Origin of the sequence: Streptomyces sp. NBC_01618 (genome assembly GCF_045209435.1) — a bacterium.
Classification (GTDB): Bacteria; Actinomycetota; Actinomycetes; order Streptomycetales; family Streptomycetaceae; genus Streptomyces.
In genome coordinates this window covers 6,340,429-6,356,487 of the sequence record NZ_CP109297.1, presented here as the reverse complement: position 1 = coordinate 6,356,487, position 16,059 = coordinate 6,340,429, and the positions used below count along the sequence as shown (strand labels likewise).

Here is a 16,059-nt window from a genome sequence, read left to right as displayed (position 1 = left end):
GGGAGGGCGTACACGACGAGTCCCTGATCTCGTGACCCATGACCGAGAGACGTCATGCGTGCTTCACGGAGAAGGACAGGTCATTGTCGTCGGTGATGTACGCGACGATTCGATGCGCGACACCCAGGTCTGACCGGTCCAGAGAGCTGGGAAACCTGTCGGTGTGCTTGCGACGGATGATGTCCCCTCCGATACGGCCGGCCCGCACATCGGCAACCCCGCCGCCCACCCTGATCCACAGATCCCAGATGTCGGTGGCGCCGATGCGGCGGGCCAGGAATTCCCGATGCGGAACGGCGAACGCGATCCCGGCACCTCCGGTCGGCTGGACCTGGACGGCGAACTCGGCCGTCCTGTCGCTCCGGTGGCGCAGCACTGCCTGGGGCGCCGTACCGGCCGGGGCGGGCTTCGGGAGCAACAGGTTGGCGTGGAAGCCGGTGCTGCCCTCATCGACGACCACCTGACCGATCTCCGCGTGGGCGGCCCGGTACCACGTACGCAGGGCGATGAAGTCGTCCATCGTACGATAGGGAATTGCGGAGGACACCCCCTGCCCGTCGAGCCAGGGGGCCTGGCCACTGAGGTGCTGGGTCTCCACCCCCTCGGCCACAATGCGCTCGTCCTGGCCGTCGGGGGTTCGCAGCCGGAAGTCCCACGTGCCCTCGTGCGGACGCAGCAGGCGAGGATCGATCACCACCTCCGTCCACAGCCGCCCCCGGCCGTCCTTGACGAGCGTCCCGGGAACCAGCGGGACCGTGCGGATCTCCTGGCTGTCGCGGAGCTTGATCCCCACTTCGTAACCGGCCGCGGCCTCACCGGTGACCTTCAACTGGAGCCGGAAGACTCCTTCGGGGGCCGCGATGAGACGCCCTTGGGCCAGGATCCGTGACATCGGCCGCACCGGTCGGCGGACGCGGTTGGTGACGAGGTGGTCGAAGAGTTCCTCGTACCTCTGTGCGATGACGTCAGGAGCGAAGCGATATGCATTCTGCCGGGCCGCCTCACTCATGCGTCGGCGCAGCTGGTCGTCGTTGATGATCGCCAGCAGGGCCTGGGCCACCGAATCGGGATCCCCCGGCACGGCCAGGAAACCATCGACCCCGTGCTGGATGATCTCGCGAGGCCCCAGCGGGCAGTCGGTGCTGACCACCGGGAGGCCAACCTGCATGGCCTCGACGATCGTCATGCCGAACGACTCGTTGTCCGAGGTGACGGCGGCGATATCACCCTTGGCCCACTCCGTCTCCATAGGCGAATGCGCGCCCATCAGCCGTACGTGGTTGTAGAGCCCCCGCTCCAGCACAAGGTCGCGCAGGGCCTGCTCTTCCTTGCCGGAGCCGTAGATCCGCAGACTCCAGTCCGGCCGGTTACGGACCACGGTCTCGAAGGCGCGGATGAGAACGTCGTACCGTTTGACCTTCACGAGTCGTCCCGCGGCCACGACGATCTGCTGGCCGCTCTGCGCGGGCGTCGCGCTCGGCAGGGTTACCGGATTCGGGATGGAAAGGATCCGGGATGCGGCATGCGGCAAGACCTTCTGATAGATCTCGGCATCGGCATGGGACACGGTCACAAAGGCGTCCATGTCCGGGATGATCTGATTCTGTCGCTCGCGCTGCTCCGGGATCTGCGAGTCGTGCGTCAGGTGCTCCTGACCGATCCTGAGGTAGTCGCGTTCGCCGAAGTGCGACAGATACATGAGCAGAACCGGCCGGGTGGCTATGACGACCTCGGCGTTGGTCCCGTCCAGGTAGTGGCCGATCCGCTGGTCCGTGAGCGCGTTGTACAGCTGCGAGAACGACGGGCTGCGCGGGTTCACGACCGACGGCTGACGGGACAGCTGGTGCTCCTTGTCCGCGCTGTTGGCACGGATGTCGACCAGCGGAGTCAGCCGGACCCCGGGCTCCAGATTCCCCTGCGGAGTGTCACGGGTGCGGAACACGGAGACGATCTCGACCTCATGGCGCTTGGCAAGCGCGCCGGCCAGGTTGAGGGTGGCACTGACCGTGCCGCCGATCCCATAGGCGTCATGCAGCAGAAAGGCAATCTTCACAGAAGTCGGTCTCCGTGGTCAGGCGGCGCGTGCCGCGCGAGGGGTGAGTTCGAAGCAGCATCGAGCTGCATCACGGGATGGCCGGCGCCTCACATGATCACTCCCTCGTAGACACGCTCGCCGTCAGCACCTGCAATGCGCTGTGGTGCCGGCTGCCGGATCTGCTGGGCCTCGACCGAGACGGGCTGCTGAGGCTCCTGGCGCCGGCAGGACTGCGCAGAAGCCTCGATCTGCTGAATCGGCTGCGTCTGCTCCAGCATCCTGCGGACCGGAGCGTGGTGCCGGACCGGCGCCGTGCCGACGGCCGGGGCCACGGCTCGGTCCGGGGTGAGGTCGCCCCCGGCGAGCAGAATGCGGTCGGTCAGACGGGCCGAGGCATAGCCGTCGTCGAGATCGCAGAACTGGTCCTGGAACCAGCGGTAGCGATCGGCGTACATCACCTGGATGCGGTCGATGTCACGGACCGCCGAGATCAGCTCGGCCGACTCGGACAACAGTGGGCCCGGCGCACTGTTCGCGAATTCGAAGTAGAAGCCCCGCAAGGTGTCGCGGTAGTGGTCCAGGTCATAGGTGAAGAACAGGATCGGACGCCCAGTGTTGACGTAGTCGAACATCAGCGACGAGTAGTCCGTGATCATCACGTCGGTGATCAGCGACAGATCGGCCATGTCCGGGTAGTCGGAGACGTCGAAGACGAAACCGTCCCCGGCACCCGGCACCGGGTCCACCACGTTCGGATGGCGACGCACCATCAGCACATGGTCGGCACCCAGCCGTGCGCGAGCGTCCTCGAGGTCGATCCGGAAGTCGAACTTGTACTTTCCCGGGGCGTAGAACTGGTCGTCCCGCCAGGTGGGGGCATACATGATGATGCGTTTGTCGGCCGGCAGGCCGATGCGTCGCCGGATCTCCGCGGCCCTGCCCCCGGTTCCCGGGCGCCGCAGGAGGTCGTTGCGGGGGTAGCCGCATTCGACCATCTCGCCGGGGAACTGGAAGGCCCGCTTGAGGATCGGGGTGGAGAAGCTGTTGGGAGACACCAGCATGTCCCAGTTCTGCACCTCCTTCGCGACCCGCTCCAGATACCGCTGATCGGCGAAGTGCACCGCCTCGATGTCATGACCGATCTTCTTGAGCGGAGTGCCGTGCCAGGTCTGTACGACGACCTGCTCGGGACGCTTCTCGAACCAGTCCGGGAGGTGGTTGTTGGCGACGATGTAGCGAGAGGTCGCCAGTGCCTCGTACCACTCCTGGGACCACATGCGCACGGGCCGGGCCGTCGGCGGCAGTTCAACCTGATCGTCACGGACGACCCACAGGTGCTCCACGTCGACCCCGCGCCGGACCATCTCCTCGTGGACGGCGCGCGGGCTGTCCGAGTACTGCGTGCCCTTGAAGGCGTCGAACAGCACTGCCTGCTTGATCTCGTGACGACGAGCCTGCGGATAGAACTGGGTCCGCAGCAGCTTCTGCCGGTATGGGCCCCTGGCGTCGTCGGCCATCGCGGAACGGACGAGGAGCGAGAGCCGGTCGTATGCCTCCGCCTGGAGATCGTAACCGCGCCCCCGCACCTCGATCTCCTGCGGGAAACTGCCGATCAGGTCCTGCTCGATCTTGAGCATGAGATCGGGAGACCGGTCGGCCGGGGCCACAGATGAAGGATCCTGCCGGCGCAAGTAGAAGTCCCAACGACCAGCGGCCAGCGGGATGGCTCCGGCGAGCGTACGCATGGCCGCGGGAGTCACGACACAGCGGAAGCGGAGCCCGTCCCACGCCAGCGGTACGGCCCGCTCGGCACCGTGAGCCCGGGACCTGACCACCACATGGGCGGAAGCATGCTCGGCCGGCGACAGCAGATCCGCGCAGGGGTAGTGGCCGATGAGCTCCAACGAGCCGTCCTCGTGCCAACTGTGGTCGGTGACCATCGGCAGTACGTCACGCTCGAAGAGCACCACGTAGCCCGAACCGTTCCGGTGCACGACGATCTCCCGGTCGCCCTGTTCCGTCTGCAGCTTCGCCGGCATGCGGTAGTGGCCGTCCGCGGTCTCCTCGGCCATCACCGGGTACAGCGGGGCCTTGCGGCCTTCCATGTACACGGTCATCTTCCAGCCGTTGCTCCCCATGGTCCAGGCCTGGGGTACGGACGTGTCCCCGTCGGCCCGCGAGCCCGGTACCAGGTTGCGCAACGGAACACGGGTGCCGAAGGTGCACCAGCCCTCGCCACCGGGCTTGAACCACAGCCAGGAGTCGTGCCGGCCCGCACCGTTCATACTGACCACCCGGAGCTTGCCCCACTCCGGGACCTTCGGGCCCAGATAGACGCCGCTGAGCTCCAGGTTCTCCCCCACGATGCGGTGGCGGGTGATGCGGCACCGGACGATCTCGACACGGAGCTTCAGACCGCCCTGCACGAAAAGGGGGATGATGCGAGTGTTCTTGTCGACGTAGCGATACGGCGGGTTGGCGGCCGTTCCCGCACCGCCCCGCCCGATGCTCTTGTACCGGAAGAGACCACGGCTGAACACGCCCGCGGCAACATCCCACGTCCCCTCGACCCACTCGCCCTTCTTCTTGAGCCGAGTGGTGTCGAACCGGCTCTCGAAGCCTGCCCAGTCGTAGCAGTAACGATTCTGGTTGGAGTGTTCGGTCGCCTGAGGGTAGTACGTAGTCCTCGCCCAATTGACGATCCGGCTGCCGGTCTTCTTGTTCCTCAGCGCCAAGGCCTTGGTCGACATGTGCCGCTTGTGCACGTTGATGAAGCGGACATAGACCGAACCGGTCAGGGTCAGCCATTCGGCGTCCCAGCGAGCACCGGTGAGGGAGCTGTAGGGCGACAGTTCCTTGTCGAGCCGGTAGTCGCTCTTGTAAAGACCTGTCTTGCGGTTCCCCAGGTGCGGGTAATTAAGATACCGGTGCAGTCGCCGGCGTACCGGCAGAGGCCCGCCCTTGCGTTCGAACTCGACGACGTCCAGCAGCTCGTCGAGCCGCCCCTGATGGACGAGCAGCCACTTCACCCGGGCGTCGGCGGGCAGTTCCTCGATAATGTCGGCGTCGGCCTCGCTCAGAAACTCCTGCGCCCAGTGCATGAAGGCGTCGCGGTATTCGTCGTCCGCGTCGGGGAGCACCTTCAGATGGAGCATGAGGTCGGACTTGAGGCAGGCCAGGTCATACTTGCGCTTGTGCTCCTTGAACGAGCGTGACCGGTGTTGCCCCAGGAAGCGACTGACGGACATCACGGCGGCGACCCGGTCCCGCAGGTTGTCGACCTCTGTGTGTCGCTGGGTGATGGACGGCGCCGCGCCGCCTTCCCGACGACGCCAGAAGTAGACGATATCGGTGATGACATCGACCTTCCGCGCCTTGAAGTGCGCGAACATGTTGACCCAGGAGTCCTCGTAGAGGACGCCTTCCGGGAACTGAATGAAGTGGTAGTCCCAGAAGGAACGGCGGAATACCTTGTTCCAGACGGTCCGGTCGTAGATCAGCGCCTCGAACCGCGTGATGTGAGTGCCGCGGCGGTCACGCTGCATCGGCCCCTTGTGCAGGGGTGATTGCCACTTCTTGGTGGAGTTCATCATCTGGACGTTCCCGGAGACGAAATCCGAACCGGACTCCGAGAGAGTCCGTATCAGCAATTCGTAGGCGTACTCGGGAATAACGTCGTCACCGTCCGCGAACACCAAGAACTCGCCGGCCCGGTGCATGGAACGGAGCCCAGTATTACGGGCGTGGCCAGGCCCCTGGGATTCCTGGCGTATCAGCCGGAAGCGCGGATCTCGTGAGCAGAATTCCTGGGCTATTTCCGTGGATCGATCGGTCGAGCCGTCATCGATCATGATGACTTCAAAGTCCTGAAATGTCTGGCGAGCAATGGACTCCAGGCACTCGTCGAGGTATATCTCAACGTCCTGAAACGGAACGATGACACTCAGACGCGGCCCATCGGCCATGCTTCACACTCCAGTTCACGGCAGCGGTGAGCACCGGGCCACCACCAAGATCCAACTCTGCGCACCACCCTCACCGCCCAAGCCTCGTTGACTCAGAGTCGGTCCCCTTCGATCGCCGGTCGTTCAACTCTCGAGGCTGTAGCACCAGACGCAAATCTTAAATGAACATTAAAGGATGTCAATGTGCGGGTCACGTGATAATCCACGCAGAACACTGGACTGTGCACGTGATTCATGTCATGGCGTCGGTGCTACAATCATCCGACCACGGTAGGAACTCGGTTCATTCCTCCGGAATCGCAACCGCGTCAACACTCCGTCTCAGATGGTGTGCCAGTCGTCGAGCGTCAGACCCGCTGCATCCGTCTGAAGAGCCAGTCGCGGAGCCCCGTCCTCACCGATCACTGCCATCACGAGCCGACCGAAGGCGTCGTGTGCCAACGCGGGGGTTGCCAGACAGGGCACCCCGGTGTCCGACCACCACACACCGTTGGCCTCGCTCTCCGTCACGCAGAGACCAACGGCGGCCGTGCCGTTGATTCCCCGGTGAGCCAGCACGGTGCAGTCGTACCCGTCCAGGGCCACCCGGATCACCGCGTGCGGGCCGTCACCCGGGGCGCCGCCGAGGGCCATGGGCCAGGCCCCCGCACGGTAGGCCACGACACCGCCCGCGGGGTCGGTCCAGAAATAGGTGGCCCGGCCGGGAGTTGTCTCCAGCGCGGCCAGAGTGCCCGCCTGCACGGCGAGCCGTGACGGCTGAGCCTCGTTCCAGCCCCCACCGGCTTCCTTCTGCTGCCAGTGCAGCGTTCCGCCGTCGGTTGCCGCGAACAGCTCGACGCTCCTGGATGCGAGCGCGACCGCCGTGGGAACTCCCCTGATGTGTGAGCCGCGAAGGTCCTCCCAGCCACGCCATTTGCCGTCGGCCCGCTCGCGGCGCAACATCAGTCCGCCGCCCGCGTTCCGGAGAGCGATGTGGACGTCGCCCGACTCGCTCACCACAGCGGTGGGGGCGCCGATCCGATGCCCCCCTGCCGCGTCCTTGTGCGGATTGCCGAGCGACTGCCACGCCGTGACGGGCCGCCCGGTCTGGTACTGGATCGCGTACATGATGTCGGCGGTCACGGTGGAGCCGACGACGCGCTCACGGCGGCCGACGAAATGGACGTAAGCATTGGCGTCCTGAACAACGGACAGATGTGTCAGATGCCCCACCGTCACCAGGTCCGAACCATCCCATTCCCGGCCCCCCGGACGGACCTGCGTCCAGCGACGGAGACCGTCCTCGGTATGGACGTACGCGGTGAGACGGCCGTCCTTGCCACGGGTGAGCCAGATACCGTTCAACGTCTGAGCAGCAGGGGCGACCTCTGAGATCGCGCGGGCATCGTGTCCGAGCATGGTTCCGCCGTCACCTTTCCAGAACTGGCATCCGATACATCACGCCTTGACACATCGCGAATAGTTTCGAATCTGCCACATCTTAGACCCTTGCAGCGAGGCGGCATCCGGGGCTCGGAGCTGCGACGATCGGCCCGTCGCGCCCCCGCACCACCTCAGTGGGCCACCCAGCACTCGTACGAGCACTCGATGGACTGTCTATAGTTCTCATCCACCACAAAAAAATCGGACCGGCTCCTCCCCCCACCCGAGTCCAACTCCACCCCGGCCCTCACGGGCCACGAGATCAAGGGACTCGAGCAGGATGAGCCACGACGCCATGCCCCCGGGCCCGAGTGCCTCACGACGGGCGGAGGCAGCGAACCGCGGCAGCAAGAAGGAAAAGAGGCGCAAGCGCAAGGGCCTCAAGATCACCCTCAGTGTCCTGCTCGTCCTCCTCCTCGCCGCGGGTGGAACCGTCTACTGGCTGTACAGCCGGCTCGACGGGAACATCACGGGCGTCGACATCGACAAGGCGCTCGGCGACGACCGTCCCGAGAAGCTCCCCACCAGCGGCCAGAACCTCCTGGTCCTCGGTTCGGACTCGCGGGCCGGTGCGGAGAACAAGGAACTGGGCGGCGGCGGCAACGTCAGTGGCGCGCGCTCCGACACCGCGATGGTGGTCCACATACCCGAGGGCCGGACGAAGGCCGTCGCGGTGTCCATACCCCGTGACACTCTCGTCACCCGGCCCGAGTGCACCAAGGCCGACGGCTCGACGTTGCCCTCCAAGGAGCGGGCGATGTTCAACGGCGTCTACTCACTGGCCGGTCCGGCCTGTGTGGTCAAGACCGTGGAGAAGATGTCCGGGGTCCGGATCGACCACTACATGGAGATCAACTTCGCCGGGTTCAAGGACCTGGTCGACGCGATCGGCGGCGTCACCATCGACGTACCGCAGGACATCCACGACAAGTCGTCCGGGCTGAACCTCACGGCCGGCCCGCACAAGCTCGACGGCACCGAGTCCCTCGCCTACGTCCGTACCCGGCACGGCATCGGTGACGGCAGCGACCTCGGCCGCATCGGGCTCCAGCAGCAGTTCATCCTGGCCCTGCTGAGCGAGGTGAAATCCCAGGATCTGCTGGGCAATCCGGCGAACTCGTTCAAGATCGCCAACTCGATCACCAGGTCGCTGACCACCGACTCCGGGCTCGCCTCGCTGACGTCCCTGGCCGAGTTCGCCCGGTCGATGAACGGCGTCGACCCGGGCTCGATGGAAACGATCATGCTGCCCGTGGCGTACGACAAGCAGGACCCCAACCGGGTCGTGGCTGCTCAGCCGCAGGCCGGTGAGCTGTGGAAGGCGATCCGGAAGGACGTCACCATTCCCGAGTCCGCCAAGAAGTCGCCCGCCACCGGCGGCTGATGCCCCGTTCCGCCGGCATGCGATGCGGCGATGCCCCGGGGTGGAAGCACCCCGGGGCATCGCCGCATCAGCCGTTCCGGGCCGCTCTCAGCGGCGCGCCTCGGGGTGGTACAGGCACCAGCCCTCCCAGGCCGACGCGACCATCTCGCGCACGTCGTGCCGGGCCGTCCAGCCCAGTTCCTCCCGCATGCGGCCGGCCGCGGCCACGACCCGGGCCGGGTCACCGGGGCGCCGGGGGGACACGGTCGGTTCCGCCGCCGGTCCGTATCCCGTGACCTCGCCGATCAGCGAGATCATCTCGCGCACCGAAACCCCCTCGCCCAGGCCGATGTTGACCGTCAGGTCGGTCCCGTCACCGCGATCGCCCAGGGCCCGCGCCACGGTGGCGTGGGCGGAGGCCAGGTCCACGACGTGGATGAAGTCGCGGACGCAGGTACCGTCCGGGGTCGCGTAGTCGTCGCCGAAGATCATCGGAGCACGGCCCTCGGTGAGCTTCTCGAACACCATCGGGATCAGGTTGAAGACGCCCGTGTCGGCGAGCTGCGGTCCGGCCGCGCCCGCGACGTTGAAGTAACGGAGCGAAGCGGTCGCCATGCCGTGGGCGGCACCCGCCGCTCGCACCATCCACTCACCGACGAGTTTGGTCTCGCCGTACGGGTTGATCGGAGCGCACGGAGTGTCCTCGCCGACCAGGTCGACGTCGGGGAGGCCGTACACGGCGGCGGACGAGGAGAAGAGGAAGCGGCGCGCGCCGGCCGCCGTGACGGCTTCGAGGAGGTTCTGCAGCCCGTGCACGTTCTCCCGGTAGTAGTGGAGCGGGCGGGCCACGGACTCGGCGACCTGCTTCTTCGCGGCGAGGTGGACGACTCCGTCGATGCCGAACTCCGCGAGGGTCCGGCCAAGGGCGTCACGGTCGAGTGTCGAACCCTTGACGAAGGGCACGCCCTCGGGCACCCGGTTCGGGTCACCCGTGGACAAGTCGTCGTACACGACGGCCTGTTCGCCCGCGTCGAGCATCGCCCTTACGACGTGCGCCCCGATGAAACCCGCACCACCCGTGATCAGCCAAGTCATGCGGTCATAGTATCCGCGGGACAGGGCATGCCGGACGCGCCGCTACCGCACATCGCCCCGCGCCAGCCTGCTGTGGCCGCGCCCGTACGCGAAGTAGATGATCACGCCGATGATCATCCAGATGGCGAAACGAAGCCAGGTCTCGGCCGGCAGGTTGAGCATCAGCCACACCGAGGCGGCCACCGACAGGATCGGGATCAGCGGCACCCACGGGGTGCGGAACGCGCGGTGCAGATCGGGGCGGGTGCGGCGCAGCACCATGACGCCGAGGGCGACGACGACGAACGCGAAGAGCGTGCCGATGTTCACCAGCGTCGCCAGTTCGTTGATGCTCGTGAACCCCGCGACGATCGCGATGATCACGCCGAGCAGGATGGTCGGGCGGTACGGGGTGCGGTAGCGCGGGTGCGTCACGGAGAAGAACCGCGGGAGCAGTCCGTCGCGGCTCATCGCGAAGAACACCCGGGTCTGTCCGAGCAGCAGGATCAGGCAGACCGTGGTGAGGCCGATCGCGGCGCCGAAGCTGATGAACCCGGCGTAGACGGGATGGCCGACGGCCTTGAAGGCATCGGCCAGCGGGGCTTCGACGGACAGTTCGGTGTAGTGCTGCATGCCCGTGACCACCAGCGAAACGGCGACATAGAGCAGGGTGCAGATGAAGAGCGAGGCGAGGATGCCACGTGGCATGTCACGTTGCGGAACCTTCGTCTCCTCCGCGGCGGTGGCCACCACGTCGAAGCCGATGAAGGCGAAGAAGACGACGGAGGCGGCGGTGAAGATGCCCATGACACCGAAGTTCGTGGGCGCGTAACCGAACATCAGCTGGACCAGCGGCGCGGTCAGTCCGGAACCCGAGGTCTGCGGCTGCGCCGGGGGGATGAAGGGCGAGTAGTTGGCGGCCTTGATGAAGAACAGTCCGGCGATGATCACGATCAGCACCACGGCGACCTTGATGGCGACGACGATCGCCGTGACCCGGGCCGAGAGCTTCATGCCGAGCACCAGCACGAAGGTCAAAACGAGCACCAGCACGAAGGCCAGGATGTCGAAGCCGAACCCTTTCGCCACATCGGTTCCGGAGAGCGCGTCGGGCATGGTCCAGCCGAAGTTGTCCAGCAGCGAGCGGACGTAGCCGGACCAGCCGACCGCCACCACCGCCGTGCCGAGCGCGAATTCCAGCACCAGGTCCCAGCCGATGATCCAGGCGACGAGTTCCCCGAGCGAGGCGTAGGAGAAGGTGTACGCGGAGCCGGCGACGGGGACGGTGGAGGCGAACTCGGCGTAGCAGAGCGCGGCCAGGGCGCAGACGACGGCCGCGGCGACGAAGGCGAGCGCGGTCGCGGGGCCGGCGGTCTCCTTGGCGACCTTGCCGGTGAGCACGAAGATGCCGGTGCCGATGATGACGCCCACTCCGAAGACCGTGAGGTCCAGCGCGGAGAGGGACTTCCTGAGCGCGTGCTCGGGCTCCTCGGTATCGCGGATGGACTGTTCGACCGTCTTGGTCCGGAACAGTCCATCACTGCTGGGTGGTGTGTCCTGCTGGGCAGTCACCGGCGTACCTCCACGCACTCGTCGTGTACGCCATGATTGGGACCACGCCTGCCGGGGAGGGGTCCGGACCGGGCGATTTCACGCGAATGGGCCGGTCGGACCACCCGTATAGGGTGCTCCGACCGGCCCCTCGGCCGTATCGCGGTTCGCTCCTACGGCCCCGCGGCACCGCGGTCCGCAGGCCGCCCGTGCCCGGAGAGTCCCTGGCCCTCGGCTTAGACCGACCGGCAAATGGGGGGCGGGAGAAGGAGCGGGGCTGGGTGCGTGCAGCTGCAAGGCGGAGGATTGAGGCAACGCGGAGCGTTGGTGATTGACGACAACGCCGCAGATGCGCGTGCCCGGCCCCGCGACGCCACCCCCCATTTGCCGGTCGGTCTTAGTCGCGGACCGGCTCGGCAGCGATGCGGACGTCGTCCGCGCCCGGCTCGTAGCGGCCGTCCAGCTTGGCGACCAGGCCGGTGACCTGGCGGGCGATGTCCGGGGCGGTCAGCCCGATCTCGGCCATGACCTCCTTGCGGGAGGCGTGGTCGAGGAAGCGCGGCGGGATGCCGAAGTCGCGCAGCGGTACGTCGACCCCGGCGTCGCGCAGCGCCTGGGCGACGGCGGAGCCGACGCCGCCGGCCCTGCTGTTGTCCTCCACGGTGACGACGACCCGGTGCCGCTCGGCCAGCGGGGCCATGGCCTCGTCGACCGGCTTGACCCAGCGCGGGTCGACGACCGTCGTCGTGATGCCCTGGGCGTCCAGCAGATCGGCGATCTCCAGGCACATCGGGGCGAGCGCGCCGACGGAGACGAGCAGGACGTCCGGCCGGGTGGTGCCGGGCTCGCGCAGGACGTCCATGCCGCCGACCCGGCCGACGGCCTTGACCGCCGGGCCGACCGCGCCCTTGGAGAACCGGACCACGGTCGGCGCGTCGTCCACCTCGACGGCCTCGCGCAGCTGGGCGCGGACCTGGTCGGCGTCGCGCGGGGCGGCGATCCGGAGCGTGGGCACGCACTGCAGGATCGACATGTCCCACATGCCGTTGTGCGAGGCGCCGTCGGTGCCGGTGACGCCGGCCCGGTCCAGGACGAAGGTCACACCGCACTTGTGCAGCGCGACGTCCATCAGGACCTGGTCGAAGGCGCGGTTGAGGAAGGTGGCGTACACCGCGAAGACGGGGTGCAGTCCGCCGGTGGCAAGGCCGGCCGCGGAGACCGCGCCGTGCTGCTCGGCGATGCCGACGTCGTAGATCCGGTCCGGGAACACCTTCTCGAACTTGGCCAGGCCGACCGGCTGGAGCATGGCCGCGGTGATCGCGACGATGTCCTTGCGCTCCTTGCCGAGCTTGACCATCTCCTCGCCGAAGACGGAGGTCCAGTCGAGGCCCGAGGTGGCGATGGGGAGGCCGGTGTCGGGGTGGATCTTGCCGACGGCGTGGAAGCGGTCGGCCTCGTCGAGCAGGGCGGGGGTGTAGCCGCGGCCCTTCTCTGTGAGGCAGTGCACGATGACGGGCCCGCCGAAGCGCTTGGCGCGCTGGAGCGCGGACTCCAGGGCCTCGATGTCGTGGCCGTCGATCGGGCCGACGTACTTCAGGCCGAGGTCCTCGAACATGCCCTGCGGGGCGATGAAGTCCTTCAGCCCCTTCTTGGCGCCGTGCAGCGTCTCGTACAGCGGCTTCCCGACGACGGGGGTGCGCTCCAGGATGTCCTTGCCGCGGGCCAGGAAGCGCTCGTAGCCGTCGGTGGTGCGCAGCGTGGCGAGGTGGTTGGCGAGGCCACCGATGGTCGGGGCGTAGGAGCGCTCGTTGTCGTTGACGACGATGACGAGCGGGCGGTCCTTGGCAGCGGCGATGTTGTTCAGCGCCTCCCAGGCCATACCGCCGGTGAGCGCGCCGTCACCGATGACCGCCACGACGTGGTCGTTCTTGCCCAGCACCTCGTTGGCCTTGGCGAGGCCGTCGGCCCAGCCGAGGACCGTGGAGGCGTGCGAGTTCTCGATGATGTCGTGCTCGGACTCCGCGCGGGAGGGGTAGCCGGAGAGGCCGCCCTTGCTCTTGAGCTTCGAGAAGTCCTGGCGACCGGTGAGGAGCTTGTGCACATAGCTCTGGTGACCGGTGTCGAACAGCACCTTGTCCTTCGGCGAGTCGAAGACCCGGTGCAGGGCGATGGTCAGCTCGACCACGCCCAGGTTGGGACCGAGGTGTCCGCCGGTCTTCGAAACGGCGTCGACGAGGAAGGTCCGGATCTCCTCGGCGAGCTGGTCCAGCTGCTCGGGAGTCAGCCGGTCCAGGTCGCGCGGTCCACCGATGCGGGTCAGCAGAGCCACCCGTTCCTCCTTGCGTTTGAGCTGATCGAGCATGCCGATCCGATGAGTCTAGTGTTCCGCCCGTCGCGGCAGGCATCGGGCACGGGTGTGCTGCCCCACCCCCTGCCGCGCAGCCCCCAGTACCCGGCACTGGGGGCCGGCCGCGATGTCAGGCGCGACCTGCGGTCTTCTGGGTGCGGCGGGAGACCGAGTCGATGACCACGGCGGCCAGCAGAACAGCGCCGGTGATCATGTACTGGATGGCGTTGGCCATACCGATCATGTTCAGGCCCTGCTGGATCGACTGGATCACGATCATGCCGAGGAGCGCGGACCAGACCTTGCCCCGGCCTCCGAAGAGGCTGGTGCCACCGATGACGGCGGCGGCGATGACCAGCATCAGTGTGTTGCCGCCGCCGACGCTCTTCGTGGCGCCGCCGGAGAGGCTGGCGATGAAGAGGCCGCCGAAGGCGCCCAGCGTGCCGGACAGGGCGAAGACGGTGATCCGGACCCGGTCGACGTTGATACCGGCACGGCGCGCGGCCTCCGGGTTGCCGCCGACCGCGAAGACCTGGCGGCCGAAGCTCGTGCGCCGGGCGACGAAGTCCGCGACGATCAGGACGGCGAGGAAGAGCACCAGGGCGAGCGGCAGGCCACGGGCGCCCACGGGCTCGTTCAGGACGTACGCGACGGCGAAGCACAGGATCGCGACGACCGCGGTACGCAGCACGACCTCGCCGGTCGGCCGGGCGGGCAGACCCGCCGTCTTGCGGCGCCTGCTGTCCACCAGGAGCGAGGCGCCGTACGCGAGAACGGCTACCAGGGCGAGTCCGTAGCCGGCGGCCTTGTCCTCGAAGAAGTAGTTGGTCAGGTTCTCGACGACACTGCCGGACGGCGTGTTGATCGAGCCCTCCCCGCCCATCATCCAGTCCTGCAGGCCGCTCCAGCCGAGGAAGCCCGCCAGGGTGACGACGAACGCCGGTACGCCGATCTTGGCGAAGAAGAAGCCGTGCAGCGCGCCGAGAGCCATTCCGGAGAGAACGGCGACGATGATCGCGAGCCACTCGTTCCAGCCGTTGTTGACGTTGAGTACGGCCCAGACGGCCGCGCCGACCCCCGCGACGGAGCCGACCGAGAGGTCGATCTCGCCGAGCAGCAGCACGAACACGATGCCGACCGCCATGATGCCGATGCCGGAGCTGTAGACGGCGATGTTGGCGACGGAGCTCGCGGAGAGGAAGTTGCTGTTCTGGAACTGGAAGACGACTGCGATGACGATCAGGCCGACGAAGACGGGCAGCGAGCCGAGCTCACCGCCGCGCACCTTGCGCGTGAACTCCGACCAGTAGCCCTTGAAGCCCTCCTCGCGGATGAGCAGACGCGGGTCGACGGCGGGTACGGGGGCTGCCGACTGCTCGGCGGCCGGTGGTTGCGGGGCGGGCTTCTCGGTGGAGGTCCCGGGGGTCTTGGCGAGGTCGCTCACTTCGCGTCCTCCTTCGTGGCCGTGCGCGCTTGGCGACGTGTGACGGCATTGTCCGTGGCGCCGGTGATCGCGGCGATGATCTCTTCGTGGGAGGTGCCCGCCACATCGAAGACACCGTTGTTGCGGCCCAGGCGGAGCACCGCCACGCGGTCCGCGACGGCGCGCACGTCGGCCATGTTGTGGCTGATGAGGATGACGCCGTGGCCCCGCTCACGCAACCGCTCGACCAGGTCGAGGACCTGGGCGGTCTGCTCGACGCCGAGTGCCGCGGTCGGTTCGTCCAGGATGACGATCTTGGGGTCACCGATCAACGCGCGTGCGATGGCCACGACTTGACGCTGACCGCCCGAGAGCGCGGCGACCGGGATGCGGACGCTGGGGATCCGGATGGAGAGGGTGTCCAGCAGTTCCTTGGCGCGCTTCTCCATCGCGATCTCGTCGAGGACGGAGACCTTGCGCAGTTCGCTGCCGAGGAAGAGGTTGGCGACGACATCGAGGTTGTCGCAGAGCGCCAAGTCCTGGTAGACGGTGGCGATTCCGAGATCCTGGGCGTTGTTCGGCCGGTTGATCCGTACCGCCTCGCCCTCCCACTCGATGACGCCTTCATCGATCGGGTGGACACCCGAAATGGTCTTGACGAGGGTCGACTTGCCGGCACCGTTGTCGCCGACCAGGGCGACGACCTCGCCGGGGTGAATCTCCAGGTCCACATCGGTGAGCGCCTGGACGGCGCCGAACCGCTTGGAGATTCCGCGCAACGCCAGCACGGGCGTAGCGGACACGTGAATCATCTCCTTCGCCGCCTGACCGGCGGGGATGGTGGTGCTGAGCACAGGGGTGTGCGAGAGAAGTCCGGCG

At 67.2% G+C, this 16,059-nt stretch carries 9 protein-coding genes; 1 reads left to right on the top strand and 8 read right to left on the bottom strand.

Annotated elements, in window-relative coordinates; genetic code table 11:
• Nucleotides 1-52: 52 nt before the first annotated feature.
• The 3 genes from OH735_RS29360 to OH735_RS29350 all read right to left on the bottom strand — a co-directional run bounded on the left by OH735_RS29360 (nucleotide 53) and on the right by OH735_RS29350 (nucleotide 7,398).
• A complete protein-coding gene (locus OH735_RS29360; protein WP_406384649.1) occupies nucleotides 53-2,053 on the bottom strand; it encodes a glycosyltransferase family 4 protein in 2,001 nt (666 codons plus the stop codon).
• An 89-nt stretch (nucleotides 2,054-2,142) separates the two neighbouring features.
• Nucleotides 2,143-6,000, bottom strand: coding sequence for a CDP-glycerol glycerophosphotransferase family protein (locus tag OH735_RS29355; RefSeq protein ID WP_406384647.1), 3,858 nt, complete (start codon nucleotides 5,998-6,000; stop codon nucleotides 2,143-2,145).
• A 321-nt stretch (nucleotides 6,001-6,321) separates the two neighbouring features.
• Nucleotides 6,322-7,398 (bottom strand): hypothetical protein, encoded by a 1,077-nt coding sequence (locus OH735_RS29350; protein ID WP_406384646.1) that lies wholly within the window; start codon nucleotides 7,396-7,398, stop codon nucleotides 6,322-6,324.
• Nucleotides 7,399-7,702: 304 nt separating this feature from the next.
• On the opposite strand from OH735_RS29350, the gene OH735_RS29345 reads away from it, so the two are divergent.
• Nucleotides 7,703-8,806, top strand: coding sequence for an LCP family protein (locus tag OH735_RS29345; protein ID WP_406384645.1), 1,104 nt, complete (start codon nucleotides 7,703-7,705; stop codon nucleotides 8,804-8,806).
• A gap of 87 nt (nucleotides 8,807-8,893) precedes the next feature.
• On the opposite strand, the gene galE is transcribed toward OH735_RS29345, so the two are convergent.
• The 5 genes from galE to OH735_RS29320 all read right to left on the bottom strand — a co-directional run bounded on the left by galE (nucleotide 8,894) and on the right by OH735_RS29320 (nucleotide 15,992).
• Nucleotides 8,894-9,880 carry a UDP-glucose 4-epimerase GalE gene (gene galE, locus OH735_RS29340; protein WP_406384644.1) on the bottom strand — a complete coding sequence of 329 codons (987 nt, stop codon included), beginning with the start codon at nucleotides 9,878-9,880 and terminating at the stop codon, nucleotides 8,894-8,896.
• Nucleotides 9,881-9,922: 42 nt separating this feature from the next.
• The gene (locus OH735_RS29335; protein ID WP_406384642.1) at nucleotides 9,923-11,431 is read right to left on the bottom strand and encodes an amino acid permease; all 1,509 of its coding nucleotides are present in this window, start codon (nucleotides 11,429-11,431) and stop codon (nucleotides 9,923-9,925) included.
• 376 nt (nucleotides 11,432-11,807) lie between these two features.
• Nucleotides 11,808-13,739 carry a 1-deoxy-D-xylulose-5-phosphate synthase gene (gene dxs, locus OH735_RS29330; RefSeq protein ID WP_406386793.1) on the bottom strand — a complete coding sequence of 644 codons (1,932 nt, stop codon included), beginning with the start codon at nucleotides 13,737-13,739 and terminating at the stop codon, nucleotides 11,808-11,810.
• Between the two features lie 148 nt (nucleotides 13,740-13,887).
• Nucleotides 13,888-15,201 carry a sugar ABC transporter permease gene (locus OH735_RS29325; protein ID WP_406384641.1) on the bottom strand — a complete coding sequence of 438 codons (1,314 nt, stop codon included), beginning with the start codon at nucleotides 15,199-15,201 and terminating at the stop codon, nucleotides 13,888-13,890.
• Nucleotides 15,198-15,992: an ATP-binding cassette domain-containing protein gene (locus tag OH735_RS29320; protein WP_406386792.1), complete on the bottom strand. Its 795-nt coding sequence runs from the start codon at nucleotides 15,990-15,992 to the stop codon at nucleotides 15,198-15,200. Before OH735_RS29320 ends, OH735_RS29325 begins: the two co-directional genes overlap by 4 nt.
• Between the last annotated feature and the right edge of the window lie 67 nt (nucleotides 15,993-16,059).

What these genes read in the sequence shown, in the direction of transcription:
- OH735_RS29355 (WP_406384647.1), bottom strand. Translation starts at nt 6,000, where the DNA reads ATGGCCGATGGGCCGCGTCTGAGTGTCATCGTTCCGTTTCAGGACGTT.
- OH735_RS29350 (WP_406384646.1), bottom strand. Translation starts at nt 7,398, where the DNA reads ATGCTCGGACACGATGCCCGCGCGATCTCAGAGGTCGCCCCTGCTGCT.
- OH735_RS29345 (WP_406384645.1), top strand. Translation starts at nt 7,703, where the DNA reads ATGAGCCACGACGCCATGCCCCCGGGCCCGAGTGCCTCACGACGGGCG.
- galE (WP_406384644.1), bottom strand. Translation starts at nt 9,880, where the DNA reads ATGACTTGGCTGATCACGGGTGGTGCGGGTTTCATCGGGGCGCACGTC.
- OH735_RS29320 (WP_406386792.1), bottom strand. Translation starts at nt 15,992, where the DNA reads ATGATTCACGTGTCCGCTACGCCCGTGCTGGCGTTGCGCGGAATCTCC.